We start from the raw sequence: 21,380 nt of genomic DNA on the forward strand, positions 1-21,380 counted from the left end.
TCGCCACCGAACAGGCAGTCTGTCATGAGCTTTCCCGCCGTCCGCATGCGCCGCATGCGTCGCGACGCCTTCTCCCGCGCCCTCATGCGCGAGAACGTGCTTACCGTGTCCGACCTCATCATGGTCGCCTTCGTCGTGGACGGGTCCGGTGTGCGCGAGGCGGTGCCATCCATGCCGGGCGTGGAGCGCCTTTCCATCGACGAACTGGTGAAGCTCGGCGCCGAGTGCGTCGAACTGGGCATTCCGGCGCTGGCGCTGTTTCCCTCCGTCGGCGCGTCGGTCAAGAGCGAGGACGCCCGCGAGGCATGGAACCCCGATGGCCTGTTCCAGCGCGCCACGCGCGAACTGAAAAAGCGCTTCCCCGGCCTGGGCCTGATCGGCGACGTGGCGCTCGATCCCTACACCACCCATGGCCAGGACGGCCTGATCGACGCCGACGGTTACGTGATGAACGAGCCCACCGTCGAGGCGCTCATCAAAATGTCGCTGGCGCAGGCCGAGGCGGGCATGGATTTCGTCGCGCCGTCCGACATGATGGACGGTCGCATCGGTGCCATCAGGGAGGCCCTGGAAGCGGCCGGCCACATCCATACGCGCATCCTCGCCTACTCGGCGAAATACGCGTCCAGTTTCTACGGTCCCTTCCGCGATGCGGTCGGTTCGGCCGCGAACCTGGGCAAGGGGAACAAGCACACCTACCAGATGGACGTGGGCAACAGCGACGAGGCGCTGCGCGAAGTCGAGCTCGACCTCGCCGAGGGCGCCGACGTGGTGATGGTCAAGCCGGGCCTGCCGTACCTCGACATCGTGCGCCGCGTGAAGGACGTCTTCGGTGCCCCCACCTTCGTCTACCAGGTGAGCGGGGAGTACGCGATGATCAAGGCCGCGGCGCAGAACGGCTGGATCGACGAAAAGGCCGTGGTCATGGAATCGTTGCTCTCGATGAAGCGCGCCGGCGCGGACGCGATCCTCACCTATTTCGCCATCGACGTGGCCCGTTGGCTGAAAGTTTGAAGCACCCATGCTCGGTAGGAGCCGATTCATCGGCGAAAAGCCGGCGGAGCGATGACGCGGGGGCGGCCCGATCGCCGATGAATCGGCTCCTACCAAGCCTGCTTCGCATGACATAATCGAAGGCGATTTTGCGGGGAGTCGCTGGATGGACGGTCATCACTTTCTCGAGACGGCGGTCGTCTTCCTGCTGGCGACGGTCATCGCCGTTCCGCTGACCAAGCGTTTCCGCCTCGGCGCGGTGCTCGGTTACCTGCTGGCCGGCGTGGTCATCGGTCCGTCCGTGCTGGGCCTGGTCAACGATACCGAGGGCGTCGCCACCATCTCCGACTTCGGCGTGGTGCTGATGCTCTTCGTCATCGGACTCGAACTTTCCCCGTCGCGCCTGTGGGTGATGCGTCGGGCGGTGTTCGGCAGCGGCAGCCTGCAGGTCGTGGCCTGCGCCTCGGCGCTGGGCGCCATCGGATACTTCCTCTTCGGACTCACCTGGAAGGCCGCGCTGATCGTCGGCGGCAGCCTGGCACTGTCGTCCACGGCGTTCGGGCTCCAGATCCTCGCCGAGCGGAAGGAGGCGGGCACGGTCTACGGTCGCCAGGCCTTCGCCATCCTGCTCTTCCAGGACCTCGCGGCGATTCCGCTCATCGCGGCCGTGCCCCTGCTCGGGGGAGCGCTGGCGCGTGACAGCCATGCGCCCGATCCGATGATGGCCCTGCGCGTGGTGGGCACCATCTTCGCGGTGATCGTCGGCGGCCGGCTGCTGTTGCGCCACGTATTCCGTTTCGTGGCGCGCGCCAAGAGCACGGAGGTATTCACCGCCACGGCCCTGCTCGTGGTGATGGGTACCGCATGGCTGATGGAGGTGGCGGGCATCTCCACCACGCTGGGCGCGTTCCTCGCCGGGTTGCTGCTCGCCGATTCGGAATACCGCCACGAGCTCGAGTCGAACATCGAGCCGTTCAAGGGCCTGCTGCTGGGCCTGTTCTTCGTCAGCGTGGGCATGTCGGTGGACCTCGCCCTGCTGCTCGCCAAGCCCTTGCTGGTGCTGGGCATGGTCGCGTTGCTGCTTGTCGTGAAAGCCCTTCTCATCGTGCCGTTGGGGCGGTTGGTGGGGGCGCTCACGCGCGCCGATTCGGTGCGCCTCGCCGCCGTGCTCGCCAGCGGCGGCGAGTTCGCCTTCGTGATCCTCAACCTGGCCCAGCAGAAGCGCCTGATCGACGACAGCCAGCGTGGACTGATGGTCATGGCCATCTCGCTGTCGATGGCGCTCACGCCGTTGCTTGTGCTGCTGGCCTCGCGCATGGTCCGTGAGCGCGTGCGCAAGCCCGATCGTGAGTTCGACCAGATCGAGACCGACGCGCCACGCGTCATCATCGCCGGGTTCGGCCGCATGGGGCAGATCGTGGCGCGCATCCTGCGCGCGCAGGACATCCCCTTCGTCGCGCTGGAAAGTTCGGTCGAGCAGGTGGAAACGTCACGCCGCTTCGGCGGCACCTCGCTGTTCTTCGGCGACCCCGCGCGGCCGGAAATGCTGCGCGCGGCGCAGGCCGACAAGGCGCAGGTCTTCGTGATCGCCACCGACGATCCCGAGGCGAACATTCGCACGGCGCGGCTCATCCGCCGCCAGTATCCGCACCTGAAGATCGTCGCTCGCGCGCGCAACCGCCAGCACGTGTTCCGCCTGATGGACATCGGCGTGGAAGATCCGGTGCGCGAGACGTTCTTCTCCAGCCTGGAGATGACCAAGCTCGTGCTCGAGTCGCTGGGCATGGCGCCCGAGGTGGCGTCGAGCCGCGTCGAACGGTTCCACGCGCACGATGCGCAGGTGCTGCGCCAGCAGTACCTCGTCTACGACGACGATGCCGCCTTGGTGCAGACGTCGAAAGAGGCGCTGCACGACTTGCAGCAGCTGTTCGAGGCGGATCTCGCCGAGGAGCGCGAGCGCGACGGCGGGAAGTAGTCGCTCCGTAGGATTCGCGGACAGGGTCCGCTCCCACCCTTCGGTAGGAAGGTCTGCTAACGGAGGGTGGGGGCGGACCCTGTCCGCGATTGCGAAGGCAGCGCTACCGCCGTCAATCCGGTTGGGCCGGCTGCCTCAAGGTCTGCCGCACGCTCGGGATCGCCCCGGCGCGCACGCCCAGCTCGTGCGCGATATCCACGTAGCCCAGGTGCCGCGCCACGTCGCCCGCCGTGCGGCCGAACGCGTCCGTCGCGTTGCGGTTGGCGCCTCGGGTGAGCAGCACGCGCGCTGGCGGGAGCAGGGCATGCATGGCGCTGGCATGCAGCGCGCTGACGCCGCGGTGATCGGCGTGTTCGACCGATGCGCCGGCATCGAGCAGCACGGGCACCAGGGCGCCCAGGTGCGTGGCGTCGGCGCCGCTACCCGGACGCATGTGCGAGCCGAGCAACAGCAGCAGCGGCGTGGCACCGTCCTTGTCGGCCTTGTTCACGTCGGCGCCGCGGCCGATCAGCACGTCGAGCAGGCGGCGTGCGCGCAGGCTGTCGTTGCCGCCGAAGCAATACTGCGCGGCGGCGTGCAGCGCGGCGTGACCGTGGGCGTCTTCGGCGTTGGCCTCGGCGCCGGCGTCGAGCAGTCGCTCGACGATGTCCGGGTAGCCCATCGCCGCGGCGATCATCAGGGCGGTGGCTTGGCCGGGCAGTCGCTGGTCGGCGGCGACGCCCCGCGACAGCAGCAGTTCGACGACGGCCTCGCGGCGCGCGTTCACCGCCGCGGCGAGCGGCGTGATGCCGGAGGCCGCCTGGGCGGACGCATCGGCGCCCGCGTCGAGCAGGCGCGCGGCCACGTCGCGATGGCCGGCACCGGCGGCGCGCAGGAGCGCCGTCGCACCCTGCGCATCCTGCGTGTCCACGGCGAACCCCCATTCGAGCAGACGCTCCACCGCGTGCAGGTCGCCCACGGCGGCGGCGGCGGGAAGGTCGTCGGCGCGCAGGGGACGACGCGGCGGTTGCCACGAGGGCCAGCTCAGCCAGCGCTCGACGTCGCCGCGACCGATGCCGATGCCGTAGGGCGTTTCGCCGTTGACGTCGGCGGCTTCGGGATCCGCGCCATGCGCGACGAGCGGGCGCACGAGGGGCAAGGTATCGCCGCCGTGTTCCAGCGCCGCGTGCAGCGGCGTGCGGCCGCCGCCGTCGCGGACGTTCGGGTTCACGCCGCGGGCGAGCAGGGCGGCGAGCACGCGCGGCTGGCCGGTGGCGGCCGCCATGTGCATGGGCGTGCGCCCACGCGCGTCCGCGCCGAAGGGATCCGCCCCCGCCTCGAGCATGGCCAGGGGCAGGGCATCGCCGGCGCCGTCGAGGCGGCAGATGGCCTGGCCGAGCAGGCCGGCACCGGCCGGCGTGGCGCCGGCGCGAAGCAACTGGAACAGGGCGTCGGCGGAGTGGGGCAATTGCTGGATCAGCGCGTCGAACAGCCGGCGGCCGGACGAGCCGCCGCCGTCCGGCGAGGCAAGCCGCGCCTCGGCGGCCAATCCGTGGTCGAGCAGCCATGCGCGTGCGGCGTCGAGGCCGGTGCCGGCCAGGTCGACATAAAGCGCGGCGAGTTCGTGCGCGGGCCACTCGCGTACCTTGGCGGTGAAGGTGGAGGCGACCGCCCAGTGGCCGAAGCGCAACGCGTCGTGCAGATGGCTGGGCGAATCGGCGCCGGCTTCGGGCGTGACGGCTTCGCTCAACGACGTGGGCAGCGGCGTATCGGGATCGAGCAGGGCGACGAAATCCCAGCGCCCCGCGGCGGCGGCATGGTCGAGCGCGCTGCGGCCGTCCGCGCCGGGTTCTTTCGGTTGCGCGCCGAGCGCGAGAAGCGCACGCACGGTGGCGGCCTGCGCCCGCGGCGACTGGCAGGCGAGCGTGAGGGCATCGCGTCCGTGCGCATCGCGCGGCGACGCGTCCGCCTCGGCCTCGGCGAGCAGTTGCACGATGCCGTGCGCACCGGCGCGGGCCGCTTCCATGAGGGCGGTGGTGCCGTGGCGGTCGGCGAGGTTGGGATTGGCATGCGCCTGGAGCAGGGCGCGCACGATCTGCTCATGTCCTTCGGCAGCGGCGGCGATCAGCGCGGAACGGCCGCCTGCGCTGACCGCGTTGACCGAGGCCTTGTGGCGCAGCAGCACCTTGACGCCTTCGGCGTCGTCGTCGGAAATGCCCGATGCCGCCACGATGGCGGGCTCGGCACCGACCGGTGCGGGCTTCGCGCCATGCTCGAGCAGGAAGCGAACGAGCGTCCAGTTGGCGGCCCGCGCGGCAACGGCCAGCGGCGTATCGCCCGCGGCGTTCACGGCGTCCACGGGTGCACCGGCGTCGACCAGCATGGCCGCCACCGTCGGTTCCGCGCTGAGTACCGCCCCATGAAGCGCGGTGTTGCCCTCGGCGTCGGTAAGCGTGGCGTCGGCGCCGTTGGTGAGCAGGGTGAGTACCGCGTCGGGGCGGCCGTGCCAGCTGTCGCGCGACGCGGCGAGCAGGGCGGTGACGCCGTTGTGCGTCCGGTCGACCTGTGCGCCGCGTGCGATCAACGCGCGCAGAAGGCGGATATCCGGGGAGAGCGCGGCCAGGGTGAGCACCGGACGCTGGTCGCGGTCGCCGGGTTCGGCGACGGTATTCGGGTCGGCACCGGCTTCCACCAGCGCCACGGCGCGGGCCACGTCGCCCGCGCGAATGGCGGTGAGCAGTTCGCGCTCGCGTACGCCCGGCTGGCTTTCCTCCTGGCTCAGTACCGGGATCGGTGCCGGCGCGGGGGGCGCGCTGGCGACCGGCGCGGGCTCCCTGCGCGGTTCGGCGCGAGCGGTGCGGATGTGTCCGCGGCGATCGCAAAGCAGTGCGCGCAACGTGCGATTGGCGATGAGCATGCAGCCCAGCGGCAGCAACACCACGGCGTAGAAGCCCAGCGCGGCGATGCGCATTTCCGACGGCAGCACGCCGTACAGGCCCGACAAGGCCACGGCGCAGAACGCGAGCACCAGCAGGCTGAAGGCCGAGGGCAGGAAGTGCGAGAAGAAACGTTCCTCCGCGGAAAGGTGGCGACCGAAACTCGCCGAACGGGCGACCGCGGTGAAGATCCAGGAGCCGTTGCCGCTGTCTTCCGGATAGGCGTCGTCCCAAAGGAAGAGCAGGCCGAACGCCGGCCAGGTGCGCCACAGCGCGGCCAGCGCCACCACCAGCGTGGCCGCCAGCAACAGCGCCGCGCCGAGGCTGGGTGCCTGGGTGAGCTTGAGCAACGGCCACGCCACGAGCACGAACACCACGAAGGTGTACGCGGTGAAGATCACCACGTGCGCCGCGCCGCGCCGCAATACGGTGCGCAGGTAACTCGGCTCGGGATCGAAGCCGATGGCATGGCAGACCGCGCCCATGGCCAGGGCGTTGGCGAGCAACAGCGGGATCAGGGCAAGCGGGGACGCGGTGAGCCCGGCGCACGCCACGGCGGCGAGGGCGGGAAGGAACCAGGGCAGCGCCTTGATCAGCGGTGGTCGACGACGTTTGGGATTGGCCATGCGCGGGAGTATACGAAGCGGAACCGCCCCAGTCGGTAACGAGGTGTTAACCACGATTGCACGGATCGCGTATGCGCGGATTCGGCCGGTTCATCCCCTGACGGGATCGATCTCACGGTTATGGTTGGGCCGATTGCAGACGCTCAGGGTCTGGTTCGGCGGCGTCTGCAGGTGCCAACCCTGCTCGGCCAGGTTCGCCAGCACCTTCTCGTTGTCTTCGTGCGGAAGCTTGCGCTGCGGGGTGAGTTCCACTTCGAGGGCGAAGCGCAGGTCGCCCAGGAGCAGGGCGAGGGGCTCGGGGAGAAGGTCGAAGCCTTCGCGGCGGGTGAGCCAGACATAGGTGTCGGGCTTTCGCTGGCTTGCGTAGACGAAGCAGTGCATGACGGCAGGTCTCTCGCGGCGGCTCGGCATCCCACCCTAGCAAAAACACGCGGGCACGTGCGCATGTATCCGACGCCCGTTTCAGCTTTGTTGCGGTTGCACTTGCAAAAAAGCGGTCAAGTCATACACAGTTCGACCCCGGATTGTTAAACGCGCGTATGAAAACGGATAAGTTTTCCGCGTAGCCGACGCCCCCAGAGCACAACAAGCAGGAGCCCCCATGCAGATGAACGTCCGTACCCGCCCGCTGGCCGCCGCCGCCCTTTCGCTGGCCATCGCCGGCGCGCTGGTGGCTCCCCAGGCCGCCCAGGCGAGCGCCTTCCAGCTCAAGGAAAACAGCGCCAAGGCCCTCGGCCGCGCCTTCGCCGGCTCGGCCGCCGCGGGTGACGACGCCTCGGTCATCGTGAACAACCCGGCGGCCATGAGCCTGCTCAAGGGCAACGTGTTCCAGGCCGACGTCACCGGCATCAACTTCTCCACGAAGTTCCACGGCACCGCCACCGACGCTCAGGGCCGTCCCATCAGCGGCGGCAACGGCGGCGACGCCGGCACCACCATCCCGGTACCGGCGCTGTACTTCGCCACCCAGGTCGGCGACAAGTGGCACTTCGGCCTCGCGGCGACCGCGCCGTTCGGCTTCAAGACCGATTACGACAACGACTGGAAGGGCCGTTACAACGCGATCAAGTCCGACTTCAAGTCGTTCGACTTCACGCTGTCGGCGTCCTACGACGTGACCGACGACTTCGCCGTCGGCGTCAGCGCCATCGCGCAGAAGACCAGCGCCGAACTGACCAGCGCCATCAACTACAACACGGTGGGCCTGGGCCTGATCCAGCGCGCCGCCGCCGCCGGCCAGATCTCGCCGGCCGTGGCCCGCGCGCTCGCCACGCAGTACGCCACCGTCGTTCCTCCGGGCAGCGACGGCATCGCCCGCATCAAGGGCGACGATTGGGCCTACGGCTGGCAGGTCGGCGGTCTGTGGAAGCTGACCGAGAACGATCGCCTCTCGCTCGCCTACCGCAGCAAGATCAAGCACACCCTCGAGGGCACCGGTAATTTCACCATGCCGTCGAACGTGACGGCCGTGCTGTCCAACCCGACCGTGGGCGCCCTGCTGGGCAGCGGCCAGCCGCCGTTCACCCATACCGACGGCCAGGCGGGCTTCACCACGCCGTCCGTCGCCACCGCGAGCTTCTGGCACCAGGACGTCAAGTTCGGTCTCGGCTTCGACCTGTCGTGGACCAAGTGGGATTCGTTCGAGAACCTCACCGTCAACTACTCGAATCCGAACCAGCCGCCGACCTCCGAGCGTTACGGCTGGCGCAACAGCTACTTCCTGTCGGCCGGTGGCGAGTACTACCTCTCCGACCGCTTCACGCTGCGCGGTGGCGTGGCCGTGGACAGCACCCCGACCTACGACGACACCCGTTCGCCGCGCGTGCCGGACTCGACCCGCAAGTGGCTGGCCTTCGGTATCGGCTACAAGGCCACCGACCGTTTCGAGATCAACGCGGGCTATGCGCACATCTTCGTCAACAAGGCGCACATCGGCGGCGTGAACAGCGCCACCAACGATCGCCTGGTCGGCGAGAACGACGACAAGGGCAACCTGCTCTCGGTGTCGGCCAAGTACCAGTTCTGATCGCCTCCCCCGATCGGGCCTGAAACGAAAAAACCTCCCCGGCGACGGGGAGGTTTTTTTTATGCCTCAGTTTTTCGCTCCGTGAGGAATCGCGGACAGGGTCCGCGATTCCTCACGGAGCGCCCGCTTTCAGTACGCGTATTCCGAAAACACCGGATCCACGCTGCCGTTCCACTTGCCGTGGAACAGCTCCAGCTTCGTATCCGCCTGCGTCTTGCCCGACAGCGCGATCTCCAGCAGCGGTTCGAGGTAGATCGATTCGTCGGAGCCGCGCGAGCCCACGACGTTGCGGCGCTTCAGGCCATGCTCGGCGATCTTCAACGACTCCAGCGCCAGCTCGCGAACACTATGGGTGCGGAACTTCAGCGCGAGGGCTTCCTTCGGTACGCCGTCGCGCAAGGCATGGCGCTCGGTCTTGCTGAAATCCTTCACCAGGTCCCACGCGGCATCCAGTGCCACGTCGTCGTAAAGCAGGCCTACCCAATAGGCGGGCAGCGCGCACAGCTGGTTCCACGGGCTCGCGTCGGCGCCTCGCATCTCGAGGTATTGCTTCAGGCGTACTTCGGGGAAGGCCGTGGTGAGGTGGTCCGCCCAGTCCTTCATGTTGGCCTTGACGCCGGGCAGCGCGGAAAGCTCGCCGCGCATGAACTTCTTGAAATCCTGCCCGGACAGGTCGACGTACTTGCCGTCGACGTAGCTGAAGTACATCGGCACGTCGAGGATGTAGTCCACGTAGCGCTCGTAACCGAAGCCGTCCTCGAACACGAAGTCGAGCATGCCGGTGCGATCGGCATCGGTATCGGTCCACACGTGCGAACGATACGACTTGAAGCCGTTGGGCTTGCCCTCGGTGAACGGGGAGTTGGCGAAAAGCGCGGTGGCGATCGGCTGCAGGGCCAAGGCCACGCGGAACTTCTTCACCATGTCGGCTTCGGTCGCGTAGTCGAGGTTCACCTGCACCGTGCAGGTGCGGGTCATCATGTCCAGGCCGAGCGAGCCGACCTTGGGCATGTATTCGCGCATGATCTTGTAGCGGCCCTTCGGCATCCACGGCATCTGGTCGCGGCGCCACTTGGGCTGGAAACCCATGCCGAGGAAGCCGATGCCGAACTCGTCGGCCACCGAGCGCACTTCCTTCAGGTGGGTGCCGACCTCTTCGCAGGTCTGGTGGATGGATTCCAGCGGCGCGCCGGAAAGCTCCAGCTGGCCGGCCGGCTCCAGCGTGATGTTGGCCATGCCCTTGGTCAAGGCCACCGGCGTCTCGCCTTCGCGGGCGATATCCCAGCCGTAGCGCTCGGCCAACCCTTCGAGAATGGCGCGTATGCCCGGACGCGGGCCCTCGAACGGCGGCGGCGTGAGGTCGTCGGTATAGAAGCCGAACTTCTCGTGCTCGGTACCGATGCGCCACCGCTCGCGGGGCTTCTCGCCCTTGGCGATGTACTCGACCAGGTCGTGGCGGTCGCCGATCGGCGTGCTCTTGGCGGCGCTGGGAATGGACACTGAACTTCCTTGGGCTGGTCGGCGGGACCGGTGCCGCCCACATGGGGGCGCGGGTGGCCGGACAAAAGGTGTCGGCGGCGGCAGCGTAGCAAAATGGCCGTGCATGGACGGCAAGAAAAAAGGCCGCCCGTTGCGGGGCGGCCTTTTCGTCGTGTCCGATGGGCGCCTCAGCGCTTCATCGAATTGAAGAACTCGTCGTTGGACTTGGTGTTCTTCATCTTGTCGAGCATGAATTCCATCGCGGCCAGCTCGTCCATCGGGTGGAGGAGCTTGCGCAGGATCCAGATCTTGGCGAGCAGGTCGGGATCGATGAGCAGGTCTTCGCGGCGGGTGCCCGAGCGGTTGATGTCGATGGCCGGGTAGACGCGCTTCTCGGAGATGCGGCGGGACAGGTGCACTTCCATGTTGCCCGTGCCCTTGAACTCCTCGTAAATCACCTCGTCCATCTTCGAACCGGTATCGGTCAGCGCGGTGGCGATGATGGTCAGGCTGCCGCCTTCCTCGACGTTGCGCGCCGCGCCGAAGAAGCGCTTGGGACGCTGCAGGGCATTGGCGTCGACACCGCCGGTGAGCACCTTGCCCGAGCTGGGCACCACGGTGTTGTAGGCGCGGGCGAGGCGGGTGATGGAGTCGAGCAGGATGACGACGTCCTTCTTGTGCTCGACCAAGCGCTTGGCGCGCTCGATCACCATCTCGGCGACCTGCACGTGGCGCACGGCCGGCTCGTCGAAGGTGGAGCTGATCACCTCGGCTCGCACCGTGCGGGCGATTTCGGTGACCTCTTCCGGACGCTCGTCGATCAGCAGCATGATCAGGTGCACGTCGGGATGGTTGTACTGGATGGCCTGGGCGATGTTCTGCAGCATCATCGTCTTACCGGACTTCGGCTGGGAGACGATGAGGCCGCGCTGGCCGCGGCCGATCGGCGCCACCAGGTCGAGGATGCGACCGGTGATGTCCTCGGTGGACCCGTTGCCGCGCTCGAGCTTGAACGCCTTGCGCGGGAACAGCGGGGTGAGGTTTTCGAACAGCAGCTTGTTCTTCGACGCCTCCGGCGGATCGCCGTTGATGTCGTCGACCTTGAGCATCGCGAAGTAGCGCTCGCCTTCCTTCGGATGGCGCACGCGTCCGGTGATGTAGTCGCCGGTGCGCAGGTTGAAGCGGCGGATCTGGCTGGGCGAGACGTAGATGTCGTCAGGGCCGGCCAGGTACGACTCGTCGGCCGAACGAAGGAAGCCGAAGCCGTCCTGCAGGATCTCGAGCACGCCCTCGGCCCAGATGCCGCCGCCGGAGCGGGCGTGCGCCTTGAGGATGTTGAAGACCACGTCCTGCTTGCGCTGGCGGGCCACGCCTTCGCGAACGCCTAGCGACTCGGCGAATTCCAGGAGCTGGATCGAGTTCTTGCGCTTGAGTTCGGTCAGGTTGATCAGGCGATCGTTGCTGCCGGCATCGGCGTTCTCGTCGTCGTCGACGGGATAGCCGTTGTTGTTGCGCGGATGCTGGTAATTGCCGCTGTTGCCGTTTCCGCCTTGGCGCTGCTGCTGGTTGCCGCGCTCGGGACGGTCGTTGCGGTCGTTGCGGCGGCGACGACCACGGCCTTCGCGCTGCTCGTTGTTGTTGCGGTTCGGGTTCTGGCCTTGCCCCTGGCCCTGGCCTTGCTGCGGGTTCTGGCCGTGCGGCTGCGGTTGCTGGTTGGGCAGGCTGGGCAGCGGCGCATAAGGCTGGGGCTGCTGGCCCTGCGGCGCCTCGTTCTGCGGGGCGGGACGCGGGGCTTCGGGAGCCGGCTGGGAGGAGAGCTGCAGCTCGGCCTGCGGCGCGGGCGTCGGGCCCTTGGCGGGAGCCGGAGTCTCGACCGCGGGGGCCTCGGCGGCGGGTGCCTTGCGGCGGGTGCGCGGACGCGGTTCGGTCGCAGGCGTATCGCCGGCGCCCTTGGCGTCGATGGAATCTTTCGTTTCGATATCAGACACGGGCAAACCTCACGGGGCGCCGTTGGAAGAAAAGAGGGGGTGGGTTCGCAGCGAGGGGGACAAGGCGTGTCCCGGCGAACACCTAGAGCCTAGCATCGCGTGAGGCGCAACGTAAAGCGCCCCACGCGGCGGCGGAAGGATGAAGCGTAAAACGGGTGTTAGATGGACTTATCGATGAACTGGGCAAGCACGCCCTTGTTGACGGCGCCGACCTGGGTACCGGCGACCTTGCCGTCCTTGAACACCATCAGGGTAGGAATGCCGCGGATACCGAACTGGCGCGGCGTCTGCTGATTCTCGTCGATGTTGATCTTCACGATCTTGACCTTGCCCTGATACTCATCGGCGAGCTGCTCGAGCGCCGGCGCGATGGCCTTGCACGGTCCGCACCACTCCGCCCAGAAGTCGAGCAGGACGGGGGTATCCGACTCCAGGACGTCCTTCGAGAAAGCGGCGTCGCTGGTATGGGTGATCTTCTCGCTCACCGTGGTCTCCAAAGCAATGAAAGGGGATGAAAAGGGGAGTTTGCGACCCCGACGCTGGCATCGGCTACACTTAGGCGCCCCATGTCGCGGGTCCAACCGGAACCGAAGGTCTTGGCGATTGCCGCCCTTGGCCCTCATTCCAACCCAACTAGGGGCGCGATTCAAGCGATTCAAGTCGCCGGAGGATGGTTTCCGTTGACATAGGTAAACCGGTTCACGTAGCCGGTTCACCTATGCCAGCGGAAGCCGTCGGACCGGCCACACCGCCTCCGGCCATCGTGCGCCGGGTGTTTCGACAGGCCGCCGGCACTGGCAACCGGCCGCTCCCGACTCTCCCGTGACGCCGGCCGGATTCCCTCCGTCCCACGGTGCTTCGGCGCCGCCGGACGGCGCCGCGTCAGCGCGGCGCAAGCCACAAGGCCCATCATCACACCATGTCCGAAACCGTTCTTACCGACGTCTTCTACGAGAACCTCGACCTCCATCCGCTGCTCCACCAGGGCCTCGCCGCCGCGGGCATCACCCGGTGCACGCCGATCCAGGCCCTCACCCTGCCGCTGGCGCTCACCGGCCGCGACGTCGCCGGCCAGGCCCAGACCGGCACGGGCAAGACCTTCGCCTTCCTCGTGGCGCTGGTCGACCGCCTGCTGAAGAACCCCGCCCAGCCCGGCCGCCGCGACGCCGATCCGCGTGCCCTGGTGATCGCACCCACCCGCGAGCTGGCGATCCAGATCGAGAAAGACTTCCAGACCATCGGCAAGGCCACCGGCCTGCGCAGCGCCCTGATCTACGGCGGCGTCGATTACGACAAGCAGCGCCAGCAGCTGCGCGACGGCTGCGACATCATCATCGCCACGCCGGGCCGCCTGCTCGACTACCACAAGCAGGACGTCTTCGGCTTCGGCAGCGTCGAGATCATGGTCATCGACGAAGCCGACCGCATGTTCGACCTGGGCTTCATCAAGGATGTGCGCTTCATCTTCCGCCGCCTGCCGGCCCGCGAGAAGCGCCAGGTGCTGCTGTTCTCGGCCACCCTCAGCCACCGCGTGCTGGAACTGGCCTACGAGCACATGCACGAGGCCGAAAAGCTCGTGGTCGAGACCGAAAACGTCACGGCCGACCGCGTGCGCCAGGTGGTGTACTTCCCCTCGAAGGAAGAGAAGATGCCCCTGCTGCTCAACCTGCTCGAAGAGAGCAAGGCCGAGCGCAGCATCATCTTCGTCAACACCAAGGCCGCCGCCGAGCGCATCACCGATCGCCTGAAACGCCACAACTTCCGCGTGGGCGCCATTTCCGGCGACGTGCCGCAGGTGAAGCGCCAGAAGCTGCTCCAGCGCTTCCAGGCCGGCGACATCGACCTGCTGGTGGCCACCGACGTGGCCGCCCGCGGCCTGCACATCCCGGCGGTGAGCCACGTCTTCAACTACGACCTGCCGCAGGATGCCGAGGATTACGTGCACCGCATCGGCCGCACCGCGCGCCTGGGCGCCGAGGGCGACGCCATCAGCTTCGCCTGCGACCTCTACGCGATGGGCTTGCCGGACATCGAGACTTACATCAACCAGAAGATTCCCACCGCGTCGATCGACGCGAAGATGCTGGTGATGCCCGCGCCGCGCCCGCGCGCCGATGGCGTGCAGGACGAGGTCGACGATCCCAACGATACCGATGGCCACGTGCCCACCCGCGGCGCGCCGCCGGAGAAGGGCGGCCGTTCGGGGTCGCGCGGCGGCCGTGGCGGTCCGCGCTCGGGCGAGCGTTCGGGCAGCCGCGAGCGCAAGCCGCGTCCGCCGCGCGAGGACAAGCCGGCGTCGACCGAAGTGCCGGTGAAGACCGTGGTGGTCGCCGACACCGTGTCCGAGCTGCCGGCCGCCGCCGAGGCGATGGCCGCCGCGTCGGCACCGAAGAAGCGCCGTCGCCGTCGTGGCGGTCGCGGTCGCGGCCAGCGCGAGGGGGGCGAGAACGTCGCCGCCACGCCGAACGCGCGTCCGCAGGGCGAGGCCCGTCCGTCGCATTCCCCGCAGGGCCAGCGTCCGTCGCGCCAGGTGACCGCCAGCCGACCGGCCAGCACGCCGGCACCGGTGGCTCCGGTGAAGGAAAAGGTCGGCTTCTTCCGCCGCCTGGGCCGCCTGTTCGGCGGCAACTGACGCCATTCGCCGATACGATCGGCTCCCACCCCTTCGGTAGCGAGGTGTCGACAACCTCGCCTACCGAAGGGGTGGGAGCCGATCGCATCGGCGAAGTCGCGCGAAGCGCGACGCCAACCCCCGCAAAACCCCGCGCCATCCCGTATCCTTGAAGCCTTCACGGACCAACGGGTAACGCGGTGATCGGTTTCGATCTGGTGAGCAAACGATACGAGGGCGGCCATCAAGCCCTCACCGACGTGTCGTTCCAGGTGGACGCGGGCGAAATGGCCTTCGTCACCGGCCATTCCGGCGCCGGCAAGAGCACCCTGCTGAAGTTGCTGGCGATGATCGAGCGGCCGACCAACGGGGTGGTCACCCTCGACGGCCAGAAGCTCAATGCCGTGCGTTCGTCCGACATCCCCCGCCTGCGTCGCAAGCTCGGCATGGTCTTCCAGGACCATCGCCTGCTGCTCGACCGCAGCGTCTTCGCCAACGTCGAGCTGCCGCTGGTGATCGCCGGCGTGTCACCGGCCGATCGCGGCCGGCGCGTGCGCGCCGCGCTGGAGAAGGTGGGCCTGCTCAGCTACGAAAAACAATTGCCCTCGGCACTGTCCACGGGCGAACAGCAGCGCGTGGGCATCGCGCGCGCCATCGTCGCCAAGCCCGCGGTGCTCATCGCCGACGAACCCACGGGCAACCTCGATCCGCAACTCGCGCTGGAGATCATGAGCCTGTTCGCCGAATTCCAGCAGGTCGGCACCGCCGTCCTCGTCGCCAGCCACGACCTCATGCTGATCAAGCGGATGAAGAAACGCGTGGTCGTGCTCGACCACGGCAAGCTGGTGGCCGACGTGCCCGCGACGGAGGTCGTATGAACGCCGTCCGCGAACCCCGTCGCGCCCCCGAGCCGGAAAAGACCCGCCGCAGCGGCCCGCACAAGGTGGGTGCCTGGCGCGAGCACCATGCCTGGAGCCTGTCGATCAGCCTGCGCCGGCTCGGCGCGCGCCCGCTCGGCACCCTGCTCACCGTGGCGGTGATGGGGGTGGCACTCGCCTTGCCGCTCGCTTTCTACCTGTTGCTGGGCAACGTGCAGCGCATGGGCGACGCGCTGGGCCGCAACCAGACCATCAGCGTGTTCATGAAAACGGGCCAGAACGCCGGCATGGCCGAAACGGCGGCGTCCGCGCTGCGCGGTCGCCCCGAAGTGGATGAGATCGTCGTGCGCACGCCGAAGGACGGCCTCGACGAACTGGCCGAGGTGCAGGGTTTTTCCGGTTCGCTGCAATCGCTCGACGCCAATCCGTTGCCTTTCGTGCTGTCGGTGAAACCCAAGCCGGGCCTTTCCGCCGACGCGGTGGCGAGACTGGTCGATGCCATGAAAAACACGCCCGGCGTGGACATGGTGCAGGACACCGGCTCGTGGCGGCAGCGCCTCGACGCCCTGCTCGGCGTCGGTACGCGCGCGGTCACGATGCTGGCGCTGCTGCTCGGCATCGCCGCGCTGCTCGTGGTGGGCAACACCATTCGCGTGGACATCCTCAGCCGCAGCGAGGAAATCGGCGTACTGCTGCTGATCGGCGCCAGCCGGCCGTTCGTGCGTCGTCCCTATCTTTACGCCGGCGCGTGGCTGGGCTTCCTCGCCGGCGTGCTGGCCGTGGCGCTGGCGGCGGTGCTCGAACTGGCCATGGCCGGACCGGTGTCGCGCCTGAGCGCGGCCTATGACGGCAGCGTGAGTTTCGGCGGCCTGCCGGGCTGGTTGTTCGTCGCGGTACCGTTCGCTTCCGCGCTCCTGGGCTGGCTGGGCGCGCGGCTGGTCAGCGCCCGACAGATACGCCGCATGGCGGCGGGCTGAGGAGGCACCGTGGGGGCGGGCATTCACGTGGACACGGCGGCGGGGGCGTCGCCACGCATCCTCGTCGTCGACGGGTCGAAGGTCGTGCGCCAGCTCATTTCGCGCGTGGTGCTGGCCGAAGTGCCCGGCGTCGAGATCGTGGGCGTATCCACCGGCTCCGAGGCGCAGGGCGAATTGCAGCGTGGCGTGTTCGACTTCGTCACCGTCGCGCTGCGCCTGTCCGACATGGACGGGCTCGAACTGGCGCGTTACGTGCGCGAATCGGCGCCGCAGATCTACATGCCCATCGTGGTGGTGTCCGGCGACGTCGAATCGCGCCTGCATCGTCGCGAGCTGGGCGAATACGTCACCGACTACTTCGACAAGTCGCTCGGCTTCGAGGCCCTCGCGGAGTTCATCCGCGGCTACGTCGCGCCGGAAGGCGGGGCCGAGGGCGAAGTGCTCTACGTGGAAGACAGCCGCGTCGTGGCGCTCGCCACGCGGCGCATGATGGAAAAGTACGGCCTCACCGTGCACCACGTCATCAGCGCCGAGGATGCGCTCAGTCACCTGCGCGTCGCGCGGGCGCAGGGCGAGATCGGCGCCGACGTGGTGCTGACCGACGTGAGCCTCAAGGGCGAACTCACCGGGGGCGACCTCGTCGAGCGCATCCGCAACGAGTTCGGTTACGGAAAGGGCCGGCTGCCCACGCTGGTGATGACCGGCGACGAAAACCCGGCCAACCAGACGGCCCTGCTTCGCGCGGGCGCCAACGACCTGGTGGAAAAACCGGTGGAGGAAAAACTCCTGATCACCAAGCTGCTGTTCCAGCTGCGCGTCGCGCGGCACCTGCGCGAAAGGACGCATGCGTGAACGACCGCGTCAAACTCGAACCCTCGTGGAAGGAACGCATCGGTGCCTACCTCGACCGGCCCGACATGCAGGCCCTGTCGGCCTTCCTTCGCGACGAGAAGGCGCACGGCAAGGTCATCTACCCGCCGGGACCGGAGATCTTCAACGCCTTCACCCACACGCCGTTCGACCGCGTGCGCGTGGTGATCCTCGGGCAGGATCCGTATCACGGCCCGAACCAGGCGCATGGCCTCAGCTTCTCGGTGCGTCCCGGCGTGCGCGTGCCGCCGTCGCTGCAGAACATGTTCAAGGAAATCCACGACTGCCTGGGCATCGCGCCGCCGGACCATGGTTGCCTCACGCCGTGGGCCGACCGGGGCGTATTGCTGCTCAACGCGGTACTCACCGTCGAAGCCGGACTGGCCGCCTCGCACCAGGGCAAGGGCTGGGAAGGGTTCACCGACGCGGCCATCGACGCGCTCAACCGCGAGCGCGAAGGCCTGGTCTTCATGCTCTGGGGCAGCCACGCCCAGAAGAAGGGCCAACTGATCGACGGCAAGCGTCATTGCATCCTGCGCAGCGTGCACCCCTCGCCGCTGTCGGCGCACCGCGGCTTCATGGGCTGCGGCCACTTCGCCAAGGCCAACGCCTACCTCGAGTCGCGCGGCGAGCCACCCATCGACTGGTCGCTGCCGCGCCGCTCCGAGCTGGAAGCCGCTTAGGCCCGTTGACGCTTTACGGTGCCTGCCTCAAGACGCTGGGTTCCTGCCTTCGCAGGAACGACGTGAGGGGGCTTCACCGATGTTGACGCTGGTGGCTCGTCGTTCCTGCGAAGGCAGGAACCCAGCGTCTTCCGTCCAGTTTTCGCGAAGCATGGCTCGGTCGATGGCACCTATGCTTCGCGCTTCTTCGCCAGCCGCTTCTGCTGGTACGGGTAGAAGCGGTGTTCACGCAATTCGTGTTCGATTTCTTCCAGGCTCTTGCCCATCGTCTCGGGCACGAGGAAATAGACGAACGCCAGCGCACCCACCGAGATCGCCGCGTAGAGCCAGAAGGTGTGCGTGGCACCCAGCGAGGTCACGAGGGTGAGGGTGGTGAGCGTCACGATCAGGTCGAACGTCCAGTGGCTGAACGCGCCCAGGCTCGCGCCCTTGCCGCGCACGAAGAGCGGGTAGACCTCCGAGTTGATCAGCCAGATGCATACGCCGAAGCTGCCGCAGTTGAGCATCATGTAGGCGGCCAGGCAGCCCACGGTCACCCAGCGGCTGAAGTCGGTCGCCGGCCCCTGGCCCTGGAACAGCCAGCCCATCACCACCAGGGCCACGATCGAGCCGGGGATCATCCACAGCAGGTAGCTGCGCCGGCCGATGCGGTCGACCAGGAAGCTGCCGATCACCGTCATCACCACCACTAGCACCGTGCTCGCGCCGGTACCCAGCACGGCCGCTTCATCGGAGAAGCCCGCCTTGGTGAGGATGGTGGGTGCGTAATAGATGAGCGCGTTGTTGCCGGTGATCTGCGAGAACATCGAAATACCCGCGCCGACGATCACCGCCGGGCGGATCCAGGGTTTGGTGATGTCCTTCCAGCTTCCGGTGGGTTCCTTCTGCGCCACCGTCTCGATCTCGGCCACTTCCGCGCGCGCCGCCGAAGCGCTGCCGCGCACGCGCTCCAGCACGCGCAGGGCGTCGTCCTTGCGGTGTTCCGCCACGAGCCAGCGCGGGCTTTCCGGTAGCCACGCCATGCCCCCCAGCAGGATCACGGCGGGCACGACGCCCAGGCCGAACATCCAGCGCCAATGCTCGCCGAACACGAAGCCGGTGAAGTAGGCCACGGTGATGCCGAACACCACCATGAACTGGAACAGCGTCACCATCTTGCCGCGATGCTTCGACGGCGCGACCTCGGCGATGTACACCGGAATGATCTGCGTGGAACTGCCCGCGGAAAGGCCCAGCACGAACCGCGCGGCGACCAGCCAGCCCACGCTGGTCGCCATCGCCGAGGCGATCGATCCGATCGCGAACACCACGCCCACGAAGATGACCATGCGCCGGCGGCCCAGGCGATCGGAGAACGGCCCCGTGGCGAGGCAGCCGAACAACGCGCCGAAGATGATCGCGCCGGTCACCAACTGCTTGGTGGTGTCGTCGAGCGCGAACTGCCGACCGAGGCCGAGCAGCGCCACGCCGATCACGCCGGTGTCGTAGCCGAACAGCAGGCCGCCGAGGGCGGCGATCACCGCGATGCCGACGACGATGCCGGTGGAGGAGGAGGCGGCGGTATCCGCCGGTTGGTCTGGGGTTACCGCGTGCATGCAAGACTCCCTGGTTGATGTCGTGTCATGACGCCACCCAGGCACCCAGGCGAACGTGGAAGTCCGCGTGGCGCGCCGTGGCGGCGATGCGGCGAGCGTTCGGCTCGTCGGTGTGTTCGATCCAGTCGAGCGCTGCCTGGCGGTCGCGGCCGTAGCGCATGTGACGTTCCAACAGTTGGGCGCGGCGTTGCGCGTCGTCCACCTCGACGAACCACGTCTCGTCGAGCAGCCCGCGCACGTCCGCCCAGGCGTCGTCCTCCATCAGGAGGTAATTGCCCTCCGTGACGACCAGCCGCGCCTCGGCGGGAACCGGTATCTCACCGGCGATGGGTTCCTCGATCTCTCGGTGGAACGCCGGGGCATACACCGTCTCCCCCGCCACCGGCGAACGGAGCCGCCGGAGCAGGGCGACGTAGCCTGCGGCATCGAAGGTATCGGGCGCCCCCTTGCGGGCGGCTCGGCCGAGGCGGCGCAGCTCGGCGTTGGCCAGGTGGAAGCCGTCCATCGGCACCCCGACGGCCAGATCGCCCAGCTCGGCGAGGAGGGCTGCCGTCAGGGTGGATTTCCCGGCCCCCGGCAATCCGGCGATCCCGAGGATGCGCCGCCCACCCTTGACCAGCAGTGCATCGAGTCGTTCGCGGACATTTGGATCGATCATAACGACGGACCGTAGCACTGCCGACGGTGTACGGTCGATAAAAAAGCGAGTGGCTGTAACCCGTGGTCGCCGTAGGGCGAATAGTTCCTGAACCGAGAGGTACAGCTATTGACCCAGGTGGGTCATTTCTGTACTATGGCGTACAGATAAAGCCGAACGAACTTCGGCAGGGGTTAGCAGTCCCATGGTGGGACTGCTAATCTGCCCCAAGACTTTCAGGAGGTTCCACACATGTCCCAAGCCCTCGCTACCCGTAACTACGGGCTCCCGAGCGTCGTCGGCAGTCTGGATTCCTACATCGCGGCCGTCCATCGCATCCCGGTGCTCAGCCTTGACGAGGAACAGGCGCTGGCGCGGCAGTTCCACGACGACGCCGATCTCGACGCCGCCAAGAAGCTCGTGATGTCGCATCTTCGCTTCGTGGTCCACGTGGCCCGCGGCTACAACGGTTACGGCCTGCAGCTTTCGGACCTCATCCAGGAAGGCAACATCGGCCTGATGAAAGCCGTGAAGCGCTTCGACCCCGACCAGGGCGTGCGCCTGGTCAGCTTCGCCGTGCACTGGATCCGTGCCGAAATGCACGAGTTCATCCTGCGCAACTGGCGCATCGTGAAGGTGGCCACCACCAAGGCGCAGCGCAAGCTGTTCTTCAACCTGCGCAAGAGCAAGAAGCGCCTGGGCTGGATGAACGCCGAGGAAGTCCGCGTGGTCGCCAACGACCTGGGCGTGCCCGAAGCCACCGTCCGCGAGATGGAATCCCGTCTCTCGGGTCGTGACGTCGGCTTCGAGGCCCCGGCCGACGCCGATGACGACGAGAAGCCGGCCCCGGCCGCCTTCCTGGTCGACGAAGGCGCCGATCCGTACGACAACCTGGCCGAAGCCGACGCGTCCGACAATCAGATGGGTGCCTTGTCCTCCGCGCTGGCCAACCTCGACAGCCGCTCGCGCGACATCATCCAGCGCCGCTGGCTGGCCGAGGACAACAAGGCCACGCTGCAGGATCTCGCCGACGAGTACGGCGTGTCCGCCGAGCGCATCCGCCAGATCGAGGCGAATGCCATGAAGAAGATGCGCGTCGCGATCGCCGCGTAAGGCGAAGAACGGCG

16 protein-coding genes are annotated in these 21,380 nt (G+C 67.7%); 9 read left to right on the plus strand and 7 right to left on the minus strand.

The features are described from left to right. The first annotated feature begins 24 nt into the window (after positions 1-24). Together hemB and L2Y94_RS01740 are read left to right on the plus strand one after the other, a co-directional pair. A complete protein-coding gene (hemB, locus tag L2Y94_RS01735; RefSeq protein WP_247372630.1) occupies positions 25-1,014 on the plus strand; it encodes a porphobilinogen synthase in 990 nt (329 codons plus the stop codon). 145 nt (positions 1,015-1,159) lie between these two features. Next, the gene (locus tag L2Y94_RS01740; RefSeq protein ID WP_247372633.1) at positions 1,160-2,968 is read left to right on the plus strand and encodes a monovalent cation:proton antiporter-2 (CPA2) family protein; all 1,809 of its coding nucleotides are present in this window, start codon (positions 1,160-1,162) and stop codon (positions 2,966-2,968) included. Positions 2,969-3,080: 112 nt separating this feature from the next. Here the strand turns inward: L2Y94_RS01740 and L2Y94_RS01745 are convergent, their stop codons facing one another. Continuing rightward, on the minus strand, positions 3,081-6,509 hold the full coding sequence (locus L2Y94_RS01745; protein ID WP_247372635.1) for an ankyrin repeat domain-containing protein: 3,429 nt from the start codon (positions 6,507-6,509) through the stop codon (positions 3,081-3,083). A 90-nt stretch (positions 6,510-6,599) separates the two neighbouring features. Continuing rightward, positions 6,600-6,890, minus strand: a complete 291-nt coding sequence (locus tag L2Y94_RS01750; protein WP_144912947.1) for a YcgL domain-containing protein — start codon at positions 6,888-6,890, stop codon at positions 6,600-6,602. A 220-nt stretch (positions 6,891-7,110) separates the two neighbouring features. Here L2Y94_RS01750 and L2Y94_RS01755 point away from each other — a divergent pair, with 220 nt between their 5' ends. Further along, positions 7,111-8,535: an OmpP1/FadL family transporter gene (locus tag L2Y94_RS01755; RefSeq protein WP_247372637.1), complete on the plus strand. Its 1,425-nt coding sequence runs from the start codon at positions 7,111-7,113 to the stop codon at positions 8,533-8,535. 129 nt (positions 8,536-8,664) lie between these two features. Here the strand turns inward: L2Y94_RS01755 and L2Y94_RS01760 are convergent, their stop codons facing one another. The 3 genes from L2Y94_RS01760 to trxA all read right to left on the minus strand — a co-directional run bounded on the left by L2Y94_RS01760 (position 8,665) and on the right by trxA (position 12,487). Next, the gene (locus L2Y94_RS01760; RefSeq protein ID WP_247372639.1) at positions 8,665-10,035 is read right to left on the minus strand and encodes a glutamate--cysteine ligase; all 1,371 of its coding nucleotides are present in this window, start codon (positions 10,033-10,035) and stop codon (positions 8,665-8,667) included. Positions 10,036-10,202: 167 nt separating this feature from the next. Then, the gene (gene rho / locus L2Y94_RS01765) at positions 10,203-12,002 is read right to left on the minus strand and encodes a transcription termination factor Rho (protein ID WP_247372641.1); all 1,800 of its coding nucleotides are present in this window, start codon (positions 12,000-12,002) and stop codon (positions 10,203-10,205) included. Positions 12,003-12,160: 158 nt separating this feature from the next. Beyond that, positions 12,161-12,487, minus strand: coding sequence for a thioredoxin TrxA (gene trxA, locus L2Y94_RS01770; RefSeq protein ID WP_247372643.1), 327 nt, complete (start codon positions 12,485-12,487; stop codon positions 12,161-12,163). 434 nt (positions 12,488-12,921) lie between these two features. On the opposite strand from trxA, the gene L2Y94_RS01775 reads away from it, so the two are divergent. From L2Y94_RS01775 to ung, 5 genes are all read left to right on the plus strand, one after another. After that, positions 12,922-14,634, plus strand: coding sequence for a DEAD/DEAH box helicase (locus L2Y94_RS01775; RefSeq protein ID WP_247372645.1), 1,713 nt, complete (start codon positions 12,922-12,924; stop codon positions 14,632-14,634). 179 nt (positions 14,635-14,813) lie between these two features. Then, the gene (gene ftsE / locus L2Y94_RS01780; protein ID WP_247372647.1) at positions 14,814-15,491 is read left to right on the plus strand and encodes a cell division ATP-binding protein FtsE; all 678 of its coding nucleotides are present in this window, start codon (positions 14,814-14,816) and stop codon (positions 15,489-15,491) included. Beyond that, entirely contained in the window at positions 15,488-16,468 is a 981-nt protein-coding gene (gene ftsX, locus L2Y94_RS01785) for a permease-like cell division protein FtsX (RefSeq protein WP_247372649.1), read from the plus strand. Before ftsE ends, ftsX begins: the two co-directional genes overlap by 4 nt. A 9-nt stretch (positions 16,469-16,477) precedes the next feature. Beyond that, positions 16,478-17,320, plus strand: a complete 843-nt coding sequence (locus tag L2Y94_RS01790; RefSeq protein ID WP_247372651.1) for a response regulator — start codon at positions 16,478-16,480, stop codon at positions 17,318-17,320. Beyond that, positions 17,317-18,021, plus strand: coding sequence for a uracil-DNA glycosylase (ung, locus tag L2Y94_RS01795; protein WP_247372654.1), 705 nt, complete (start codon positions 17,317-17,319; stop codon positions 18,019-18,021). Before L2Y94_RS01790 ends, ung begins: the two co-directional genes overlap by 4 nt. Before the next feature lie 170 nt (positions 18,022-18,191). Here the strand turns inward: ung and L2Y94_RS01800 are convergent, their stop codons facing one another. Both L2Y94_RS01800 and L2Y94_RS01805 read right to left on the minus strand, forming a co-directional pair. Then, positions 18,192-19,616 carry a sugar porter family MFS transporter gene (locus tag L2Y94_RS01800; RefSeq protein WP_247372655.1) on the minus strand — a complete coding sequence of 475 codons (1,425 nt, stop codon included), beginning with the start codon at positions 19,614-19,616 and terminating at the stop codon, positions 18,192-18,194. Positions 19,617-19,641: 25 nt separating this feature from the next. Next, positions 19,642-20,274, minus strand: coding sequence for a nucleoside/nucleotide kinase family protein (locus L2Y94_RS01805; protein ID WP_247372658.1), 633 nt, complete (start codon positions 20,272-20,274; stop codon positions 19,642-19,644). 231 nt (positions 20,275-20,505) lie between these two features. On the opposite strand from L2Y94_RS01805, the gene rpoH reads away from it, so the two are divergent. After that, complete coding sequence (rpoH, locus tag L2Y94_RS01810; protein WP_247372661.1) at positions 20,506-21,366, plus strand: RNA polymerase sigma factor RpoH; 861 nt, start codon at positions 20,506-20,508, stop codon at positions 21,364-21,366. Positions 21,367-21,380: the final 14 nt, after the last annotated feature.

The sequence above is a fragment of the Luteibacter aegosomatis genome (genome assembly GCF_023078455.1).
Classification (GTDB): domain Bacteria; phylum Pseudomonadota; class Gammaproteobacteria; order Xanthomonadales; family Rhodanobacteraceae; genus Luteibacter; species Luteibacter aegosomatis.